General features: G+C 70.7%; 16 protein-coding genes and 1 other RNA gene. 2 read left to right on the forward strand and 15 right to left on the reverse strand.

The features are described from left to right. Positions 1-170 precede the first annotated feature (170 nt). The 13 genes from murB to rnpB all read right to left on the reverse strand — a co-directional run bounded on the left by murB (position 171) and on the right by rnpB (position 14,502). The gene (gene murB, locus K343_RS0116460) at positions 171-1,055 is read right to left on the reverse strand and encodes a UDP-N-acetylmuramate dehydrogenase (RefSeq protein WP_028009007.1); all 885 of its coding nucleotides are present in this window, start codon (positions 1,053-1,055) and stop codon (positions 171-173) included. Further along, entirely contained in the window at positions 1,052-2,488 is a 1,437-nt protein-coding gene (murC, locus tag K343_RS0116465) for a UDP-N-acetylmuramate--L-alanine ligase (RefSeq protein WP_051278608.1), read from the reverse strand. Before murC ends, murB begins: the two co-directional genes overlap by 4 nt. Beyond that, entirely contained in the window at positions 2,485-3,561 is a 1,077-nt protein-coding gene (murG, locus tag K343_RS0116470; RefSeq protein ID WP_028009009.1) for an undecaprenyldiphospho-muramoylpentapeptide beta-N-acetylglucosaminyltransferase, read from the reverse strand. Before murG ends, murC begins: the two co-directional genes overlap by 4 nt. Continuing rightward, positions 3,558-4,730: a putative lipid II flippase FtsW gene (ftsW, locus tag K343_RS0116475; RefSeq protein ID WP_028009010.1), complete on the reverse strand. Its 1,173-nt coding sequence runs from the start codon at positions 4,728-4,730 to the stop codon at positions 3,558-3,560. Before ftsW ends, murG begins: the two co-directional genes overlap by 4 nt. Next, positions 4,727-6,058, reverse strand: a complete 1,332-nt coding sequence (gene murD / locus K343_RS0116480) for a UDP-N-acetylmuramoyl-L-alanine--D-glutamate ligase (RefSeq protein ID WP_028009011.1) — start codon at positions 6,056-6,058, stop codon at positions 4,727-4,729. Before murD ends, ftsW begins: the two co-directional genes overlap by 4 nt. A gap of 106 nt (positions 6,059-6,164) precedes the next feature. Then, a complete protein-coding gene (gene mraY, locus K343_RS0116485; RefSeq protein ID WP_028009012.1) occupies positions 6,165-7,250 on the reverse strand; it encodes a phospho-N-acetylmuramoyl-pentapeptide-transferase in 1,086 nt (361 codons plus the stop codon). Continuing rightward, positions 7,250-8,629, reverse strand: a complete 1,380-nt coding sequence (locus tag K343_RS0116490; protein WP_028009013.1) for a UDP-N-acetylmuramoyl-tripeptide--D-alanyl-D-alanine ligase — start codon at positions 8,627-8,629, stop codon at positions 7,250-7,252. The genes mraY and K343_RS0116490 overlap by 1 nt, the downstream gene beginning before the upstream one ends. Then, positions 8,614-10,131: a UDP-N-acetylmuramoyl-L-alanyl-D-glutamate--2,6-diaminopimelate ligase gene (locus K343_RS0116495; RefSeq protein WP_028009014.1), complete on the reverse strand. Its 1,518-nt coding sequence runs from the start codon at positions 10,129-10,131 to the stop codon at positions 8,614-8,616. Before K343_RS0116495 ends, K343_RS0116490 begins: the two co-directional genes overlap by 16 nt. Next, a complete protein-coding gene (locus K343_RS0116500; protein ID WP_028009015.1) occupies positions 10,128-11,942 on the reverse strand; it encodes a peptidoglycan D,D-transpeptidase FtsI family protein in 1,815 nt (604 codons plus the stop codon). The genes K343_RS0116495 and K343_RS0116500 overlap by 4 nt, the downstream gene beginning before the upstream one ends. Then, positions 11,939-12,229, reverse strand: a complete 291-nt coding sequence (ftsL, locus tag K343_RS0116505; RefSeq protein WP_028009016.1) for a cell division protein FtsL — start codon at positions 12,227-12,229, stop codon at positions 11,939-11,941. The genes K343_RS0116500 and ftsL overlap by 4 nt, the downstream gene beginning before the upstream one ends. 109 nt (positions 12,230-12,338) lie before the next feature. Next, positions 12,339-13,223, reverse strand: coding sequence for a 16S rRNA (cytosine(1402)-N(4))-methyltransferase RsmH (rsmH, locus tag K343_RS0116510; protein WP_028009017.1), 885 nt, complete (start codon positions 13,221-13,223; stop codon positions 12,339-12,341). Positions 13,224-13,283: 60 nt separating this feature from the next. After that, positions 13,284-13,760, reverse strand: coding sequence for a division/cell wall cluster transcriptional repressor MraZ (gene mraZ, locus K343_RS22605; RefSeq protein WP_084615950.1), 477 nt, complete (start codon positions 13,758-13,760; stop codon positions 13,284-13,286). A gap of 360 nt (positions 13,761-14,120) precedes the next feature. Then, positions 14,121-14,502, reverse strand: an RNA gene (gene rnpB / locus K343_RS23650) — RNase P RNA component class A. A gap of 74 nt (positions 14,503-14,576) precedes the next feature. Between rnpB and K343_RS22610 the strand changes: the two genes are divergently transcribed. Next, positions 14,577-15,011: an SRPBCC family protein gene (locus K343_RS22610; protein ID WP_051278611.1), complete on the forward strand. Its 435-nt coding sequence runs from the start codon at positions 14,577-14,579 to the stop codon at positions 15,009-15,011. A 20-nt stretch (positions 15,012-15,031) separates the two neighbouring features. Continuing rightward, complete coding sequence (locus tag K343_RS0116525) at positions 15,032-15,793, forward strand: ABC transporter substrate-binding protein (protein WP_028009018.1); 762 nt, start codon at positions 15,032-15,034, stop codon at positions 15,791-15,793. An 82-nt stretch (positions 15,794-15,875) separates the two neighbouring features. Here the strand turns inward: K343_RS0116525 and hisD are convergent, their stop codons facing one another. Next, entirely contained in the window at positions 15,876-17,183 is a 1,308-nt protein-coding gene (gene hisD / locus K343_RS0116530; RefSeq protein ID WP_028009019.1) for a histidinol dehydrogenase, read from the reverse strand. Then, the gene (gene hisG, locus K343_RS0116535; protein WP_028009020.1) at positions 17,183-17,821 is read right to left on the reverse strand and encodes an ATP phosphoribosyltransferase; all 639 of its coding nucleotides are present in this window, start codon (positions 17,819-17,821) and stop codon (positions 17,183-17,185) included. The genes hisD and hisG overlap by 1 nt, the downstream gene beginning before the upstream one ends. Between the last annotated feature and the right edge of the window lie 25 nt (positions 17,822-17,846).

The raw sequence follows: 17,846 nt of genomic DNA on the forward strand, positions 1-17,846 counted from the left end.
CCGCCATCCCTGGCGCGACGGCATCTGTCCATCGCGCCCCGGCCCGGCCATCCCTGGCCGGGCGTTCGCGTCCGCGCGAAGTGCCACCGGCACTTCGCAGGCGCGGCCGCTCACCCAGCCGCCCGCCAGCACGGCGACGCGACCGAAGTCCTGCGGATTCGTCGTGCGCCTCATGCGGCTTCTCCCACGATGCGGACTTCCGGCTCGAGGCGGATGCCGGTCTTGTCGAAAACGGTGTTCTGGATGTGCGCGATCAGGCGCTCGACGTCGGCCGCGCGCGCGGTCTCGTCGGTGACGATGAAGTTGGCGTGCAGCATCGAGACTTCGGCACCGCCGAGGCGGCAGCCCTTCAAGCCGCACTGCTCGATCAGACGCGCGGCGTGCTCGCCGGGCGGATTGCGGAAGGTGCTGCCCGCCGTCGCCCGACCGACCGGCTGCGTCGCCTTGCGGCGCGCAAGCCAGGCTTTCATGTCCGCCTCGGCCCGGCCGTCCGCGTCGGGCGTGAACCGAAAGCGCGCGGCGACGAAGCCGGCGGCATCGGCCGGCAGCTCGACGTGGCGATAGCCGTAGCGGAACGCCGACTTCGGCCGCCAGACCGTCGAGCCGTCGCGGCGCATCACCTCGACCTCGGTGACAACGTCCCAGGTCTCGCCGCCGTGCGCACCAGCGTTCATCGCCAGCGCCCCGCCGACCGTGCCGGGAATACCGGCGAAGAAGCCGGCGCCGGCGAGCCGGTGGGCGACGACGGTCTTGGCGAGCCGCGCGCAGTGCGCGCCGGCCTCGGCCGTGACGGTCAGGCCGTCGACCTCGATCGCGTCGAGCGCGCCGTGCAGGCCGATCACGGTGCCGCGCACGCCGCCGTCGCGAACCAGCAGATTGCTGCCGAGGCCGAGCCACAGGATCGGCTCGTGCGGCGGCAGGCCGCGCACGAACGCCGCCAGCGCCTCGCGCGAAGCCGGCTCGAAATAGCGGTCGGCGGGCCCGCCGACGCGCCAGGACGTGTGCCGCGCCATCGGCTCGTCGCGGCGCTCGGTGCTGTGCAGCGGCGCGCTCATGCCTTGCCTCCGGCGCCGTACTGCTGGACCAGCTGCGCGGCCAGACCGCCGATGTCGCCGGCGCCCATCGTCAGCAGCAGATCGCCGTCGCGCAGCACGCGCATCAGCGCGTCCGGCAGCTCGGCGACGCCGGCGACGAAGATCGGCTCGACCTTGCCGCGTGCGCGGATCGCGCGCGCCAGCGCGCGACCGTCGGCACCCTCGATCGGCGCCTCGCCGGCCGCATAGACCTCGGCGAGCAGCAGCGCGTCGGCCTCCGACAGGATCGCCGCGAAATCCTCGAACAGGTCGCGCGTGCGCGTGTAGCGGTGCGGCTGGAAAGCCACGACCAGACGCCGCTGCGGATAGGCGGCACGCATCGCCTGGAACGTCGCCGCGATTTCGCGCGGGTGATGCCCGTAGTCGTCGACCAGCTGCGCGCGGCCGCCACCCGGCAGGCGCAGTTCGCCGTGCGGCTCGCAGCGGCGGCCGACGCCGCCGAAGCCGGCCAACGCGCGACGCATCGCGTCGAACGAAACGCCGAGCTCACGGCCGACGGCGATCGCGATCAGCGCGTTCTGCACGTTGTGCTGGCCCGGCAGGTTGAGGAAGAACGATTCGCGCCCGCCGTCGCGGAACAGCACGGCGAAGCGCGAGCCGCCGCCCTGCGGCTCGACGTCGATGGCGCGCAGGTCGGCGCCTTCGCGAAAGCCGTAGGTCAGCACCGGCCGGCCGACGTCGTCGAGGATCTCGCGCACGACCGGATCGTCGACGCAGAGGATCGCCAGGCCATAGAACGGCAGGCGGTGCAGGAACTCGACGAAGGTGGCCTTGAGGCGGCGGAAGTCGTGGCCGTAGGTTTCGAGGTGATCGGCGTCGATGTTGGTGACCGCGGCGATCATCGGCGACAGGTGCAGGAACGAGGCGTCGCTCTCGTCGGCTTCGGCGACCAGATACTGGCCGAGACCGAGGCGCGCGTTGCTGTCCGCCGACTTCAGCTTGCCGCCGATCACGTAGGTCGGGTCGAGCTGCCCCTCGGCGAGCACGCTGGCGACGAGGCTGGTCGTCGTGGTCTTGCCGTGCGTACCGGCGATGGCGATGCCGTAGCGGAAGCGCATCAGCTCGGCGAGCATTTCCGCGCGGCGCACGACCGGGATGCGCTGCTCGCGCGCGTAAACGACTTCCGGGTTGTCGGCCTTGACCGCGGTCGACACCACGATCGCATCGGCGCCGGCCGCGTTCTCGGCGCGATGGCCGAGATGGATCGTCGCGCCCAGCTCGCGCAGGCGGCGCGTCGCGGCGCTGTCCTTGAGATCCGTGCCGCTGACCACGTAGCCGAGATTGATCAGCACCTCGGCGATGCCGGCCATGCCGGAGCCGCCGATGCCGAGCATGTGGATGCGCCGCACACGGCGCATCGGCGCCATCATCAGGTTCTGCAGCATCGCGCTCATGTCGCGCTCCCCGCCGCCGCGGCGATGCAGGCCTCGGCGATCGTCTTGGTGGCACCGGTCCAGGCCCGCGCACGCGCGGCCTCGGCCATCTGCTGCAGCTTCGCGCGATCGCCGAGCAGCTCGCGCAGGCGCGCCGCCAGCAGCGCCGGCGTCAGCTCGGCTTCCGGCAGCAGCAGCGCCGCGCCGGCACGCGACAGGTACTCGGCGTTGCGCGTCTGATGGTCGTCGACGGCGCTCGGCAGCGGCACCAGGATGGCCGCGTTGCCGGCGGCGCCGAGCTCGGCGATCGTCGAGGCGCCGGCGCGGCAGACGACGAGATCGGCCCAGCCGTAAGCGGCCGGCATGTCGTCGATGAACGCGCTCAGTTCGGCTTCGACCTGTGCCTGGCGATATGCCTTCTGCGCGACCTCGAGCGTGCGTCCGCCCTGGTGCCGGACCTGCGGCCGCTCGCCGGCCGGCAGCAAGGCGAGCGCCTGCGGCACGCGCTCGTTCAGCGCCCGCGCGCCCTGCGAGCCGCCGATCACCAGCAGGCGCGGCGCGCCGTCGTGCGCGAGGCGCTGTGCCGGCGGCGGCAGCTCGGCAAAACCGGCGCGCACCGGATTGCCAACCGTGCAGCCGTTGCCGAACGTGTCCGGGAAGGCCTGCAGCACCACGCGCGCGATCCGCGCCAGCGCGCGGTTGGTGAGGCCGGCCGCGGCGTTCTGTTCATGAATGATCAGCGGCACGCCGGCGAGCCAGGCGGCGATGCCGCCCGGGCCGGCCGCGAAGCCGCCCATGCCCAGCACCGCGTCGGGGCGCTCGCGACGCAGGATCGCGCGCGCATCGAGCACCGCACGCACGATCAGCAGCGGCGCTTTCAGCAGCTTGACGAGCCCTTTGCCGCGCAGGCCGGACACCCGGATGGTGTCGATGTTGAAGCCGTTCTGCGGCACGACGCGCGACTCGAAACTGTCGGGCGCGCCCATCCAGCGCACCTCGTGGCCGTGCGCGCGCAGGGCCTGCGCGACGGCGAGCGCCGGGTAGACGTGGCCGCCGGTGCCGCCCGCCATGACGATGAACTTCAGCGCCCTCACCGGTGATCCTCCGCCGAGGTCACGCCGAACGCCGCCGCGCGGTTCTCGTAGTCGACGCGCAGGATCAGGCCGAGCATCGCGCACACGGTCAGCAGCGAGGAGCCGCCGTAGCTCAGCATCGGCAGCGTCAGGCCCTTGGTCGGCAGCAGGCCCATGTTGACCGCCATGTTGATCAGCGACTGCAGGCCGATCCAGCCGCTCAGGCCGTAGCAGAGAAAGCCCTGGAAGCGACGGCCGTCGACTTCGGCGCGCCGCGCGATCACGAAGCCGCGCCAGACGACGATGCCGAACAGCGTCAGCAGCGTCGCCACGCCGAGCAGGCCGAACTCCTCGGCCATGATCGCGAAGATGAAGTCGGTGTGCATTTCTGGCAGGTACAGCAGCTTCTGCACGCTGTTGCCCAGCCCGACGCCGGTCCACTCGCCGCGGCCGACCGCGATCAGCGACTGCGCGAGCTGCCAGCCGGCGTTCTCGACGTCGGCCCACGGGTCCATGAAGTTGAGCATGCGCTTGACGCGGTACGGCGCGGCGATCGCGATCATCACCAGACCGGCGGCCGCGAAGCCGAGGAACGTGAGGTAGTAATGCACGCGCGCGCCGCCGAGGAACAGCATCAGGAACACCACGCCCATCAGGATCGCGGTCGCGCCGAAGTCGGGCTCGGCGAGCAGCAGCAGCGACGGGATCATCACCGCGATCAGCGGCATCGCCAGCCCCTTGAAGCTGGTCTGCAACTGTTGCTGGCGGCGGGTGATGTAGCTGGCGACGTAGATGATCAGCGCCAGGCGCGCGGCCTCCGAGGCCTGCAGGCGGAACAGGCCGAGATCGATCCAGCGCCGCGCCGCGTTGACCTTGACGCCGACGCCCGGCACCAGCACCAGGATCAGCAGGCCGATCGCGAACACGTACAACCAGGTGCTGCTGCGCTGCCATTGCTGCATCGGCACGCAATACAGGCCGAAGCCGATCGCACCGCCGACCGCCAGGAAGATCAACTGGCGGTAGAAGAAGTAGAAGGGCTCGCCGGTCAGCTTCTCGGCCTGCGCGACCGAGGCCGAAGCGACCATGATCAGCCCCCACAGCAGCAGCACGGCGACCGCGCCGCACAGCCAGCCGTCGAGGCCGTAGCGCGCCTGCGGGATTCCCCAGTTGGCGGCGACGCCGCTCATGCGAGCCCCCTCACCGCGGCGCGGAACTGCTCGCCGCGATCGACGTAGCCCTTGAACTGGTCGAAGCTCGCGCAGGCCGGCGACAGCAGCACGCGATCGCCGGGCTGCGCGAGCGCACGGGCGCGGCGCAGCGCCGTGTGCAGGTCCGCCTCGCGCCAGACCGGCAGCGCACCGTCGACATCGCGCTCGATGAGCGCCGCGTCCTGGCCGTACAGCACGGCGGCGCGGCCCTTGCGGGCGAGCGCTTCGCGCAGCTCGACGAACGACTGACCCTTGCCCTGGCCGCCGCCGAGCCAGACGATCGGCGCCGGCAGGCCGTGCAGCGCCGCCAGCGTCGAGCCGACGTTGGTGCCCTTCGAATCATTGAAATAGTCGACGCCGTCGACGCGCGCGACGAACTCGCAGCGGTGCGGCAGGCCGGTGAAGGCGCGCAGCGCCGCCACGCTGGCCGCGCGCGGAACGCCGACGGCGTCGGCGAGCGCCAGTGCCGCGAGCGCGTTGGCGGCATTGTGCAGACCGAAGATCTTCAGCTCGGCGAGCGGCAGCACCGCCTCGTCGCCGCAGGCCAGCACCGCGTCGGCGCCGGAGGCATCGGCGCGCAAACCGTAGTGACCGGCGGCCGGTGCATCCAGCCCGAAGCTCAGCGCACCGGCGGGCGCCAGCGCCGTCACCGCCGGATCGTCGCGATTGATGATCGCCGCGCGGCAGCCGTTGAAGATGCGCGCCTTGACGCGACCGTAGTGCGCCATCGTGCCGTGGCGATCGAGATGGTCCTGCGACAGATTGAGGATCGTCGCGGCAGCGCAGTGCAGCGTGTGCGTGGTTTCCAGCTGGAAGCTCGACAGCTCGAGCACGTAAAGCTCGACCGCATCGTCGAGCAGGTCCAGCGCCGGCGTGCCGAGATTGCCGCCGACCGCGACGCGCCAGCCGGCCGCCTTGGCCATTTCGCCGACCAGCGTGGTGACGGTGCTCTTGCCGTTGCTGCCGGTGATGCCGACGACCGGCGCGCGCGCGGCGCGCGCGAACAGCTCGACGTCGCCGACGATCTCGACGCCGGCAGCCGCCAGCTCGCGCACGAACGGCTCGTCGAGCGAAACGCCCGGCGAGACCACCGCCAGCGCGTACTGCGTCAGCGGCGCCGGCGCCGTGAAGGCGCCGAGGTGGAATTCGGCGCGCGGGTGCGCGGCGCGCAACGCGTCGATGCCGGCCGGCGCCGCGCGCGAATCGGTGACGGTCAGCCGCGCACCCGCGCGATCGAGATAGCGCAGGGCCGAGGCGCCGCTGGCGCCGAGCCCCACGATCAGGATCTGCTGGCCGTCGAAGTTCATGCTCAGCGCGCCCCCGAAAGTCCGACGCAAGCCGACCGTCCGTGCCGGCCGGCGCGTTGCGCCGATGCCCGCATCCTCACTCGCATCTGCTCGCGGCCCTGTGTCATCAGCGCACCTTCAACGACGCCAGGCCGATCAGCACCAGAATCAGCGTGATGATCCAGAAGCGCACGATGATCTTCGGCTCGGGCCAGCCCTTGAGCTCGTAGTGGTGGTGCAGCGGCGCCATGCGGAAGATGCGTTTGCCGCCGCTCCACTTGAAGTAGCCGACCTGCAGTGCGACCGATACCGTCTCGGCGACGAAGATGCCGCCCATGATCGCCAGCACGATCTCCTGGCGGACCAGCACGGCGACCACGCCGAGCGCGGCGCCGAGCGCCAGCGCGCCGACGTCGCCCATGAAGACCTGCGCCGGATAGGCGTTGAACCAGAGGAAGCCCAGGCCGGCGCCGGCGATCGCCGTGCAGAAGATCGCCAGCTCGCCGACGCCGCTGATGAACGGAATGCCGAGATAGGTCGCGAACTTGGCGTTGCCGCTCGCGTACGCGAAGATCGCCAGCGCCGAGGCGACCAGCACGGTCGGCATGATCGCCAGGCCGTCGAGGCCGTCGGTCAGATTGACGGCGTTGCTGGAGCCGACGATGACCAGATACGCCCACGGAATGAAGAACAGGCCGAGCGAGATCGACACGTTCTTGACGAACGGCAGGATCAGCGTCGTCTCGGTCGGCGTCTTCGCCGTGCAGTAGATCAGCGTCGCGACGCCGAAACCGGCCAGCGACAGCCAGAAGTACTTCTTGCGCGCCGGCAGACCCTTCGGGTCCTTGTACTTGATCTTGATGTAGTCGTCGGCGAAGCCGACCGCGCCGAACGCCAGCGTGACGAGCAGCGCGAACCACACGAAGCGGTTGCTGAGGTCCGCCCACAGCAACGTCGAAACGCTGATCGCGCCGAGGATCAGCAGGCCGCCCATGGTCGGCGTGCCGGTCTTCTTTAAGTGCGTCTTCGGCCCGTCGTCGCGGACCGGCTGACCGAACTTGAAGCGGTACAGGCGCTCGATCAGCAGCGGCCCGAACGAGAAGCAGAAGATCAGCGCGGTCAGGATGCCGAGCACGCTGCGGAACGTCAGATAGGTGAAGACGTTGAAGCCGCTGACGTGCTGCCGCAGATATTCGGCGAGGTGGTAAAGCACTAGTGGGTCCCCCCATGCATCGACTCGCCGGTGAGCGCGGCGACGACGCGCTCCATGCGCGACGACCGCGAGCCCTTCACCAGCAGCGTGATGGTGTTGTCGAGTTGCGGCGCGAGCGCGGCCGCGAGTTGTTCGGCGCTGTCGTAACGCTCGCCGCCGGCGCCGAAGGCCGTCGCGGCCTCGGCTGCGAGCGGGCCGAGCGCGTACAGGCGTTCGATGCCCAGGCGCCGCGCGCTGGCGCCGGCCTCGGCGTGCAGGCGCGCCGCATCCGCACCGAGTTCGGCCATGTTGCCGAGCACCAGCCAGCGCCGGCCCGGCAGCTCGGCGAGCAGTTCGAGCCCGGCGCGCAGCGAGCTCGGATTGGCGTTGTAGCTGTCGTCGAGCAGACGCGCGCCCTGCGGCGTCGCCTTCCACGACAGGCGTCCGGCGGCGCCTTCCATCTGCGACAGGCCGATCGCGATCTGCGCCGGCCCGAGGCCGAGGGCGATGCCGCAGCCGGCCGCGGCGAGCGCGTTCATGACGTTGTGGCGGCCCGGCACCGGCAGCTGCACCTCGGCCCGGCCCTGCGGCGTCACCAGCGTGAAGCGCGTGCCGGCGCCCGGCAGCGCCTCGACGTGCAGCGCGCGGATGTCGACGCCGTCGCGCAGGCCGAAGCTCAGCGCCGCTGCCGGCCCGGCCAGCTCCTTCCACAGCGGGAAGAACGCGTCCTCGGCGTTGATGACGGCGACGCCGCCGGCGCCGAGCGCCGCGAACAGCTCGCCCTTGCCGCGCGCCACGCCCTCGCGCGAGCCGAAGCCTTCGAGGTGCGCGTCGCCGGCCTGGGTGACGACGCCGACGTTGGGTTCGGCGATGCGCGCCAGCAGGGCGATCTCGCCGCCATGGCTGGCGCCCATCTCGACGACGGCGGTGCGGTGCTCGCCGCGCAGGCCGAGCAGCGTCAGCGGCACGCCGATGTGATTGTTCAGATTGCCCTGCGTGGCCAGCACCGGGCCGCGCGCGCGGAAGATCGCGGCGAGCATCTGCTTGGTCGTGGTCTTGCCGTTGCTGCCGGTGACGGCGACCACCGGAATCGCGAAGCGGCGGCGCCACAGCGTCGCCATCTGCTGCAGGCCGGCGAGCGTGTCGGCGACCTTCAGCTGCGGCAGCGGATCGTCGACGAACTCGGACACCAGCGCCGCCACGGCGCCGGCGGCGCGCGCCTGCGCCACGAAGGCGTGGCCGTCGAAGCGCTCGCCGCGCAAGGCGACGAACAGCGCGCCGTCGAGCTGCGCGCGGCTGTCGGTGCTGACGCGCGTGAAGCGCCGGTCGGCGCCGCGCAGCTCGCCGTGCAGCGGCGCCAGCAGTTCGGACAGCGCGAACAGGCTCAGGTCGTCAGGCACGCGCGCGCCTCCATCCCGACCAGTCCGGCGACGAACGCGCGGTCGCTGAACGCGCGCACCTCGCTGCCGTAGATCTGGTAGTCCTCGTGACCCTTGCCGGCGATCACCACGACATCGTCGGCGCCCGCCTCGGCGACCGCCGTGCGAATCGCCTCGGCGCGGTCGTGGATCACGCGCGGCGCCTCGACCGGGCTCGCCGCCAGGCCGATGCCGGCGAGGATCTCGGCGACGATCGCCTGCGGCGATTCGTTGCGCGGATTGTCGTCGGTGACGATGACGCGGTCGGCGAGCTCGACTGCCGCGACGCCCATCAGCGGCCGCTTGCCGCGATCGCGATCGCCGCCGCAGCCGAATACCACACTCAGCCGGCCGGCGGTGTGCGCGCGCAGCGCGCGCAGCACCTGGCGCAGCGCCTCCGGCGTGTGTGCGTAGTCGACGACCACCAGCGGCCGCGCGTGCGGACCGCGGAAGCCCTCGATGCGGCCGGGCACGGTGCGCGCCCGTGCGAGCGCCGCGACCGCGGCATCGAGCGGCAGATCATGCGCGAGCAGCGCGCCGAGCGCGGCGAGCAGATTGTGGACGTTGAAGCGGCCGAGCAGCGGACTGGCGAGCCGCGCCGTGCCGAGGTGGCTGTCGATCGCGAACGACAGACCGGCGACGTCGAGCGCCAGATCGCGGGCGATCAGGAAGTGGCCGGCCGGGCGCGGCCCTTCGATGCCGTAGCGGATCACCTGCAGGCGCGTCTCGAGCGCATCGGCCCATTCGGCGCCGCGCGCGTCATCGCGGTTCAGCACCGCGCTGGCCACGTCGGGCCGCTCGAACAGGCGCCGCTTGGCGGCGGCATAGGCATCGACCGTGCCGTGATAGTCGAGATGGTCGCGCGTGACGTTGGTCAGCACCGCGGTGCGGAAGCGGATGCCGGCGATGCGATCCTGATCGAGCGCGTGCGAGGAGACCTCCATCGCGCAGGCGCGCACGCCGTCGGCGCGCAGCCGCGCGAGCCACTGCTGCAGCACGACCGGATCCGGCGTCGTGTGCGTGTTCTTCTCGAGCGCGCCGACGCGGCCGAGGCCGATCGTGCCGATGTAGGCGCACGGATGCTGCAGCGCATCGAGCGCCTGCGCGATCAGGTACGCAGTCGAGGTCTTGCCGTCGGTGCCGGTGACGCCGACGCAGTAAAGATGCCCCGAAGGCTCGCCGTAGAAGCGCGCGGCGATCTCGCCGGCGCGGCGACCAAGCTGCGGTACGGCGACCTGGGGAATGCCGATGTCCGGCTCGCCATAGCCGGGCGCCGGCTCCCAGGCGACCGCGGCCGCGCCGCGCCGCAGCGCCTGCTCGAGATGCGCGAGTCCGTGCGTGGTGCCGCTGCCGCGGCAGGCGAGGAACAGATCGCCCGGCGTGACGCGGCGCGAATCGAGTTCGACGCCGCTCACCTCGAAGTCCGGCGCCGGCACGCCGTAGCCGCCGAGCAGCGTCTTCAAAGAATGCGTTGCGGCGTTCACAGACGCGGCTCCGCGACTTTGACGAGCGCCGCCCCGGCCTTGGCCTTCGGCGCAGAAGCCGGCGTCTCCGGCGGCAGCGCCACCGTCAGGCGCGGCGCATCCGGCGGCGCCAGATCCGGCGTATCGGTGCCGTCCGGCGAAATCTGCAGCAGGCGCGCCGCGCCCTGCATCACGTTCGAAAACACCGGCGCCGCGACGAGGCCGCCGTAATAGCCGCCGTCACCCGGTTCGTCGATGACGACCAGACCGACCAGCCGCGGACGCTCGGCCGGCACCATGCCGACGAACAGCGCCTGATGCCGGTTCGGGTCATAGACGCCGGTATCGGAAAGCTTGCGCGCGGTACCGGTCTTGCCGGCGACCTGGTAGCCGTGGATCGCGGCGCGCGTCGCACTGCCGCCCGGGGCGACGACGGTCTCCAGCATGTGCCGCACTTCTCGCGCCGTGTTCGCCGAGATCGCGCGCTGCGGCGGTACCGGCCGGGTGTTCCGGATCAGCCGAAGGTGGGGCATCAGGCCGTCGTTGGCGAGCGCCGCGTAGGCGCGCACCATGTGCAGCGCGTTGACCGACCAGCCGTAGCCGTACGAGGCCGTCGCCGTCGCGATCTGGCCCCACTCGCTGTAATGGCGCAGCACCGAGCCGGCCTCGCCGGGGAAACCGGTATAGATCGGCTCGGCGATACCGAAGCGCTGGAAGCCCGACCACACCGCCTCGGGACCGAGCGTCAGGCCGATCTTGGCGGCGCCGACGTTGCTCGACTTGGCGAGGATCTTGGCCAGATCCATGACGCCGCCCGGATGCACGTCGCGCACCGTCAGCGCACCGACCTTGAACCAGCCCGGGCCGGTGTCGACCGTACTGGTCGGCTGGAACAGGCCGAGCTCCAGCGCCTGCGCCACCAGCAGCGGCTTGGCGGTCGAGCCCGGTTCGAACGAATCGACGATCGCACGATTGCGCGTGCCCGGCGGCTTGCGCTCGCCCGGGTTGTTCGGATTGAAGCCCGGCTGCGAGGCGACCGCGAGAATGTCGCCGGTCGCGCTGTCGGCGATGACGATGCTGCCGCCCTTGGCCTTGTGGCGGATCACCGCGTCCTTGAGCTCGCGGTAGGCGAGGTACTGGATGCGCAGATCGATCGTCAGCTGCACGTCCTCGCCGGACTGCGCCTCGGCGAATTCAAGGTTGTCCTCGACGATGCGGCCGGCGCGGTCGCGGATCACGCGGCGCGAGCCCTGCTTGCCGCGCAGCACCGACTCCTGCGACTTCTCGATGCCCTCCAGGCCGGCGCCGTCACGACCGCAGAAACCGACGATCTGGCCGGCGACCTCGCCGGCCGGGTAGTAGCGCGCGTAGGCCGGGTCGGAAAACACGCCGGGCGCGCCAAGCGAGAGCACACGCTTGGCCTCGGCCGGCGACAGCGGATCGCTGATGTAGACGAACTTGCGCTCGGTCCGCGCCTCGAGGAACTTGCGGAACTCGGCGGGGCGGCGACCGAGCAGCTTGGCCACCGCTTCGACGTGCTGCGGCGAATCGAGCAGCGCCTGCGGCACCGCCCACAGCGACTCGACCGGCGCCGACAGTGCCAGCGGCTCGCCGCGACGATCGACGATCGCACCGCGATGCGCCGGGATCACGACGTTGCGGATGAAACGCTTGCTGCCCTCGGCGGCGAGGAAGTCCTGATCGATGACCTGCAGCTGGAAGGCGCGACCGAACACCACGCAGGCACCGACGCCGAGCGCGCCGAGCACGAAGGCGCGGCGCCAGCCGCCGACCGGCTCGGCCGGCGGCGTCACGCTGCGGCGCGCGCTCATCGCGCGGCTCCCGCGACCGGCGTCTGGTCGACGATCTCGTAATCGCGCGGCTCGACCATGCCGAGCTGCTCGCGGGCGATGCGCTCGACGCGATTGTTGCTGGCCAGCGTCGCTTCCTCGAGCTGCAACTGCGCCCACTCCATGTCGAGGCGCTCGCGCTCGGTGCGCAGCGTCTCCAGCTCGGCGACCAGCGCGCGGTTCTCGTGCTTGGTGCGCACGACGGCGAGCGCCGAGACGATGATCGCGGCGATCAGCAGCAGCGGGATCATGAGCGTGCCGCGCTTCATGACGTCCCCTGCATCAACGCTTCCCGCACGCGGCACGAGAACCGCGACATCGGCAGACGGCGCCGCCGCACGGGCCGGTTGCCCTGCGAAAGGCTGGCCAGGAACCGGCTCACGGCAGGCGCTCCGCGATACGCAGCACCGCGCTGCGGGCGCGCGGATTGGCGTCCGCTTCCTCGCGCGACGGGAACTGCTTGCCGTGCAGCTTCAGCGTCGGCATCTCGCTGCGCGCCGCGTCGCGCAGGAAGCGCTTGACGATGCGGTCCTCGAGCGAATGGAAGCTGATGACGACGAGGCGGCCGCCCGGCGCCAGCACGCGCACCGCCTGCGCGAGCGCGTCGGACAGCACGTCGAGCTCGCGGTTGATGTGGATGCGGATCGCCTGGAAGCTGCGCGTGGCCGGATGAATGTGGCGCGAGCGCGGGCCCGGCACCGAAGCAATCAGCGCCGCCAGCTGCGCAGTCGTCGTCAGCGGCGCCTCGCGGCGCGTCTCGACGATGCGCCGCGCGATGCGCCGGCTGTTGCGTTCGTCGCCGTACTGCCAGAGCACGTCGGCGATCTCGGCTTCGCCGGCACGCGCCAGCCAGTCGGCCGCCGACTCGCCGGCCTGCGGATTCATCCGCATGTCGAGCGGGCCGTCCTTGCCGAACGAGAAACCGCGCGCCGCGTCGTCGAGCTGCGGCGACGAGACGCCAAGGTCCATCAGGATGCCGTCGACGCGGCCGGCGACGCCGGCTTCCTGCGCCACCGCCTCCAGCGCGGCGAAGTTGCAGTGGTAGATCGCGAAGCGGCTATCGGCGCCGAAACGCTCGCGGGCGTGCGCGACCGCCTGCGGATCCTGATCGAGCCCGAGCAGGCGTCCGCGCGCGCCGAGACGATCGAGCATCGCGGCACTGTGGCCGCCGCGGCCGAAGGTGCAGTCGACATAGACGCCATCGGCGCGGACCGTCAGACCGGCGAGCGCTTCATCCAGCATCACCGGCCGATGGAGATTCATGGCGGCGTCAGGCCCGCTCCAGGCGCGGGCGAAATCGGCATCGAAGGGCATGGCCGCCGATCACCGCTTCAGCGTCCGGAAGGCATCTTCGAGCGAGGCCAGCAGATCCGAGCCCTCGCCGAAGCGCTGCTCCCAGATGTCGGCCGCCCACAGGTCGAAGCGCGTGTCCTGGCCCATCAGCACGGCATTGCCGTCGAGGCGTGCGCGGCGCCGCAGCATCGGCGGCAGCAGCACGCGCCCCTGCGCATCCATGGTTGTCTCGACCGCGAAGCCGACGAAAACCTGCTTGAGCTTCTCGGCGGTGATGCGGTCATCCATCGCCTGGATGTCACGCACGATCCGCTGGAACTCGGGCGCCGGGTAGATCTCGATGCACGGATTCGGGCCGGTAGTGATGACGAGCTGCGCACCGCAGCTGTCCGTGAGCGGCTGGCGAAAGCGGGCCGGGATCGCCAAGCGACCCTTGTCGTCAATCGAAAGTTGATGTGACCCGGCGAACACGGCGATTGGCGTGAGGCGTCCCCCACTTTCTCCCACTTTCCACCACTATGCGGCCACTATAGCCCACCGACCTACCCCACGCAAGCGCGATTCGGGAGAAAAATCACGCTGAAACAGCGGCTTAGAGCAACAAGATCGGATCGAACAACAATATCCTTAACAAACATCTGTTTACACCAGAAAGCTAAAGTAAAGCGACAGGTTCCGGCCGACGGCCTGCGCATTTTCCGTTCAGCTGCCTTTCAGCTCGCTGAAGCCGCTTTGGCGACAACCGGACAGATTGACTAAAGACGTTCAAATAGAACTTAAATCAATTTTTAATCACAACTTGCATGCACCGGTGCGGCGCATGCGCGCCGACCGGAGCGCCCCAGCCCGGGGCGAAAAGGAAAGAAAAAATGGAGTCGGCCTGTAAGCCGGGTTCTGTGCGGACGCCGAAGCGTTCCGGCAACCATTCCTCTAGGCGACGCATCACTGCGCCGCTCAAGCAACCTACCCGGAAGGCGCGTGGGCCACGCGTCCTGCCCGTTGCCGGACAGGCCCTTCCCTATTTGGTCTTGCTCCAGGTGGGGTTTGCCGTGCCGTTTCCGTTGCCGGAACCGCGGTGCGCTCTTACCGCACCGTTTCACCCTTGCCAGCTCCTTGCGGAGCTTCGGCGGTCTGTTCTCTGTTGCACTTTCCGTCGGCTCGCGCCGCCCAGGCGTTACCTGGCACCTTGCCCTGTGGAGCCCGGACTTTCCTCCCCCGCTTGCGCGGCAGCGGTTGCCCGGCCGACTCCGGCGCGCATTATCCGCTGTTTTGCGCCGCGACGCTGCTAGAGTCGGTGGCAAACCAGCATCCAGGGAACGCCGCATGCCGCAGCACGAAGTCCATTTCCGCGAACGAATCCACGCGCCGGTCGACAGCGTGTTCGAATTCCTCTCGCAGCATCCGAATTTCGCGTCGCTGTTCGGCGGCAGTTGCACGGTCGTGCGCGCCGGCGATGACCCGCGCGAGCCGAACGGCGTCGGCTCGGTTCGCCGCATCGGGCCGGGCCCGCTGTCGTTCGACGAACAGATCGTCGCCTTCGAGCGACCGACGCGCCTCGACTACGCGATCGTGCGCGGCGGTCCGCTGAAGAACCACCTCGGCACGATCGCGCTCAAGGCCGACGGCGCCGATACCGATCTCGACTATGTGATCCGCTTCGACGGCAAGCTGCCGGGCGTCGGCGCGCTGGTCGCCGGCGCGCTGCGCTTCGGCTGGCAGCGCAGCGCACGCAAGGCTTTCGCCCGCATCGAGCGCTGAAGCCGCACGGATCGCCCGAGATGCGCGTCGTCTCGCACACCTGCTCGAACACCGAGATCGTCTGCGCGCTCGGCGCGCAGGACCGGCTCGTCGCGGTCGACGCCGACTCCGACTTTCCGCCGGAGGTGGTCGACCGCCTGCCGCAGCTCGGCCGCGACCTGCAGTTCGACGTCGAGGCCGCGCTCGCGCTCAAGCCGGACCTCGTGCTGAGTTCGCTCACCGTGCCCGGCCACGATCGCATCGTCGACGCCTTGGCGGCGTCCGGTGTCCCGCTCGTGGTCTGCAATCCGCAGAGTCTCGACGAGGTGTTCGACGACATCCGCCGTATCGCCGCCGCGCTCCGGCTCGCCGACGCGGGCGCACGCCTGGTCGCCGCCATGCAGCAGCAGATGCCGGCGCGAACGCCGGCGCCGGACGCGCCGCGGGTGCTCGTCGAGTGGTGGCCGAAGCCGGTGATCGGCGCCGCGCGGCGTTCTTGGGTGCACGATCTGATCGAGCGCGCCGGCGGGCGCAACGCGCTGGCCGGCTGCGACGCGCCGACGCAGACGCTCGCCGCCGATGCCGCGCCCGGGGCGCCGGTCGACGTGCTGGCGATGAGCTGGTGCGGCGTGAAAGTCGACAAATACCGCGCCGACGTCGTACTGCGGCGCGAAGGCTGGCAGGACGTCGCGGCGGTCCGCCGCGGACGCGTGGTGCCGATCAGCGAAGCCTTCCTCGGCCGCCCGGGCCCGCGACTGGTCGAGGGCTACCGGCAGCTGCGCGCGGCGATCGAGGGCGTTTAGCCGCAGCGGTCGCGGGCGGCGGCACCGAGGCGCGCGCATACGCCTGCCCGCCCGCTCGCGCGATTGCGGGTTCCCGCTTGTCCTAGCCGCGATCGCGCGCGCTCTGCGCGTGCGCCTGCAGCCCTTCGGCGTCGGCGATGCGGCCGGCGATCTGCGCGAGCGGCCTGGCGCCCTCGGCGCTGCACTCGATCAGGCTGCTGCGCTTCTGGAACTCGTAGACGCCGAGCGGATTGCTGAAGCGCGCCGCGCGCGAGGTCGGCAACACGTGGTTCGGGCCGGCACAGTAGTCGCCGAAGGCTTCCGGCGTGTGCCGCCCGACGAAGATCGCGCCGGCGTGGCGGACCTTGCCGATCAGCGCGCGCGGCGCCTCGACGGCGAGTTCCAGGTGCTCCGGCGCGATGCGGTTCGACACCGCGCAGGCCTCGTCGAGATCGCGCACGAGAATCAGCGCGCCGCGCGCGGCGATCGAGGCACGCACGATCGGCTCACGCGGCAGGCTGGTCACACGCTCGGCCATCGCCGCGGCGACGCGATCGAGGAAGGCCGCGTCCGGCGAGATCAGGATCGCTTCGGAATCCTCGCCGTGCTCGGCCTGCGAGAACAGATCCATCGCCATCCAGCGTGGATCCGAGCCGCCGTCGCTGACGACGACGATCTCGCTCGGGCCGGCGATCGAATCGATGCCGACGCGGCCGAATACCGCGCGCTTGGCGGCAGCCACGTAAGCGTTGCCGGGGCCGACGATCTTGTCGACGGCCGGAATGGTGGCCGTGCCGTAGGCCAGCGCGGCGACGGCCTGCGCACCGCCGATCGTGAAGATGCGATCGACGCCGGCGAGGTGCGCGGCGGCGAGCACGACCGGATTCAGTTCGCCACCCGGCGCGGGAACCACCATGACGATCTCGTCGACGCCGGCGACCTTGGCCGGGATCGCGTTCATCAGCACCGACGACGGATACGCAGCCTTGCCGCCCGGCACATAAATGCCGACGCGCTCGAGCGCGCGCACTTCCTGACCGAGCGTATTGCCGAGCTCGTCGACGAACGAGAACGGCGCCAGCTTCTGGTATTCGGCGTAGGCGCGGATGCGCGCGGCGGCGGCTTCGAGCGCGGCGCGCAGATCGGCCGGCTGCGCATCCCAGGCGGCGGCCCACTGCGCCTTCGAAATCTCCAGCTCGGCAACGCCGGTGAGCGTGCGGCGATCGAAACGGCAGGTCAGCTCCAGCAGCGCCGCATCGCCGCGCGCGCGGATGTCGGCGACGATGCCGTCGACCACGCGCGTGACCTCGGGGCTGGTCTCCGGCGCACGATCGAGCAGCGCCGCCAGCTGGGCGTCGAAACCGGCGTCGCGGCTGTCGAGCCGCTGGATCGCGAGGGGCTGGCCGCCCATCACGCCGCCTTGCGCCGCTGCGAGGCCCGGATCTGTTCGAGCAGGGCCGTGATCGCCGCGTTCTTGGTCTTCAGCGCCGCCTTGTTGACGACCAGACGCGAGCTGACCTGGCAGATGATCTCGGTTTCGACCAGCCCGTTCGCGCGCAGCGTGCCGCCGGTCGCGACCAGATCGACGATGACGTCGGCAAGGCCGACCAGCGGCGCCAGTTCCATCGAGCCGTACAGCTTGATGATCTCGACCTGTTCGCCCTTGTCGGCGAAGTGGCGGCTGGCGATCTCCGGATACTTGGTGGCGACGCGCAGACGCCGGCGCGGGTCGCGCGGCGCGGCATCCTTCTTCGCCGCGACCGACAGCCGGCACTTGGCGATGTCGAGATCGAGCGGCTCGTAGAGCTCGGTGCTGCCGTTCTCCATCAGCACGTCCTTGCCGACGATGCCGAGGTCGGCGGCGCCGTGCTCGACGTAGGTCGGCACGTCGGCCGGACGAATGATCAGCAGCGACACGCCCGGCGTGCGCGACGGCACGCGCAGCAGCCGGTCGATGTCGCCGGCCGGATCGAGGCCGATGCGGGCCAGCAGCGGCAGGCTTTCTTCGAGGATGCGGCCCTTCGACAGGGCCAGAGTCAGGGCAGTCATCGCGCCTAGGAGCCTAGGGAAAACA

This window comes from Solimonas flava DSM 18980 (assembly GCF_000426685.1).
Lineage (GTDB): Bacteria > Pseudomonadota > Gammaproteobacteria > Nevskiales > Nevskiaceae > Solimonas > Solimonas flava.

Bases quoted from the DNA above. Each gene is read 5' to 3' on its own strand.
- murB (WP_028009007.1), bottom strand. From the start codon at position 1,055: ATGAGCGCGCCGCTGCACAGCACCGAGCGCCGCGACGAGCCGATGGCG.
- murC (WP_051278608.1), bottom strand. From the start codon at position 2,488: ATGAGCGCGATGCTGCAGAACCTGATGATGGCGCCGATGCGCCGTGTG.
- ftsW (WP_028009010.1), bottom strand. From the start codon at position 4,730: ATGAGCGGCGTCGCCGCCAACTGGGGAATCCCGCAGGCGCGCTACGGC.
- murD (WP_028009011.1), bottom strand. From the start codon at position 6,058: ATGAACTTCGACGGCCAGCAGATCCTGATCGTGGGGCTCGGCGCCAGC.
- K343_RS0116500 (WP_028009015.1), bottom strand. From the start codon at position 11,942: ATGAGCGCGCGCCGCAGCGTGACGCCGCCGGCCGAGCCGGTCGGCGGC.
- ftsL (WP_028009016.1), bottom strand. From the start codon at position 12,229: ATGAAGCGCGGCACGCTCATGATCCCGCTGCTGCTGATCGCCGCGATC.
- rsmH (WP_028009017.1), bottom strand. From the start codon at position 13,223: ATGAATCTCCATCGGCCGGTGATGCTGGATGAAGCGCTCGCCGGTCTG.
- K343_RS22610 (WP_051278611.1), top strand. From the start codon at position 14,577: ATGCCGCAGCACGAAGTCCATTTCCGCGAACGAATCCACGCGCCGGTC.
- K343_RS0116525 (WP_028009018.1), top strand. From the start codon at position 15,032: ATGCGCGTCGTCTCGCACACCTGCTCGAACACCGAGATCGTCTGCGCG.
- hisD (WP_028009019.1), bottom strand. From the start codon at position 17,183: ATGGGCGGCCAGCCCCTCGCGATCCAGCGGCTCGACAGCCGCGACGCC.
- hisG (WP_028009020.1), bottom strand. From the start codon at position 17,821: ATGACTGCCCTGACTCTGGCCCTGTCGAAGGGCCGCATCCTCGAAGAA.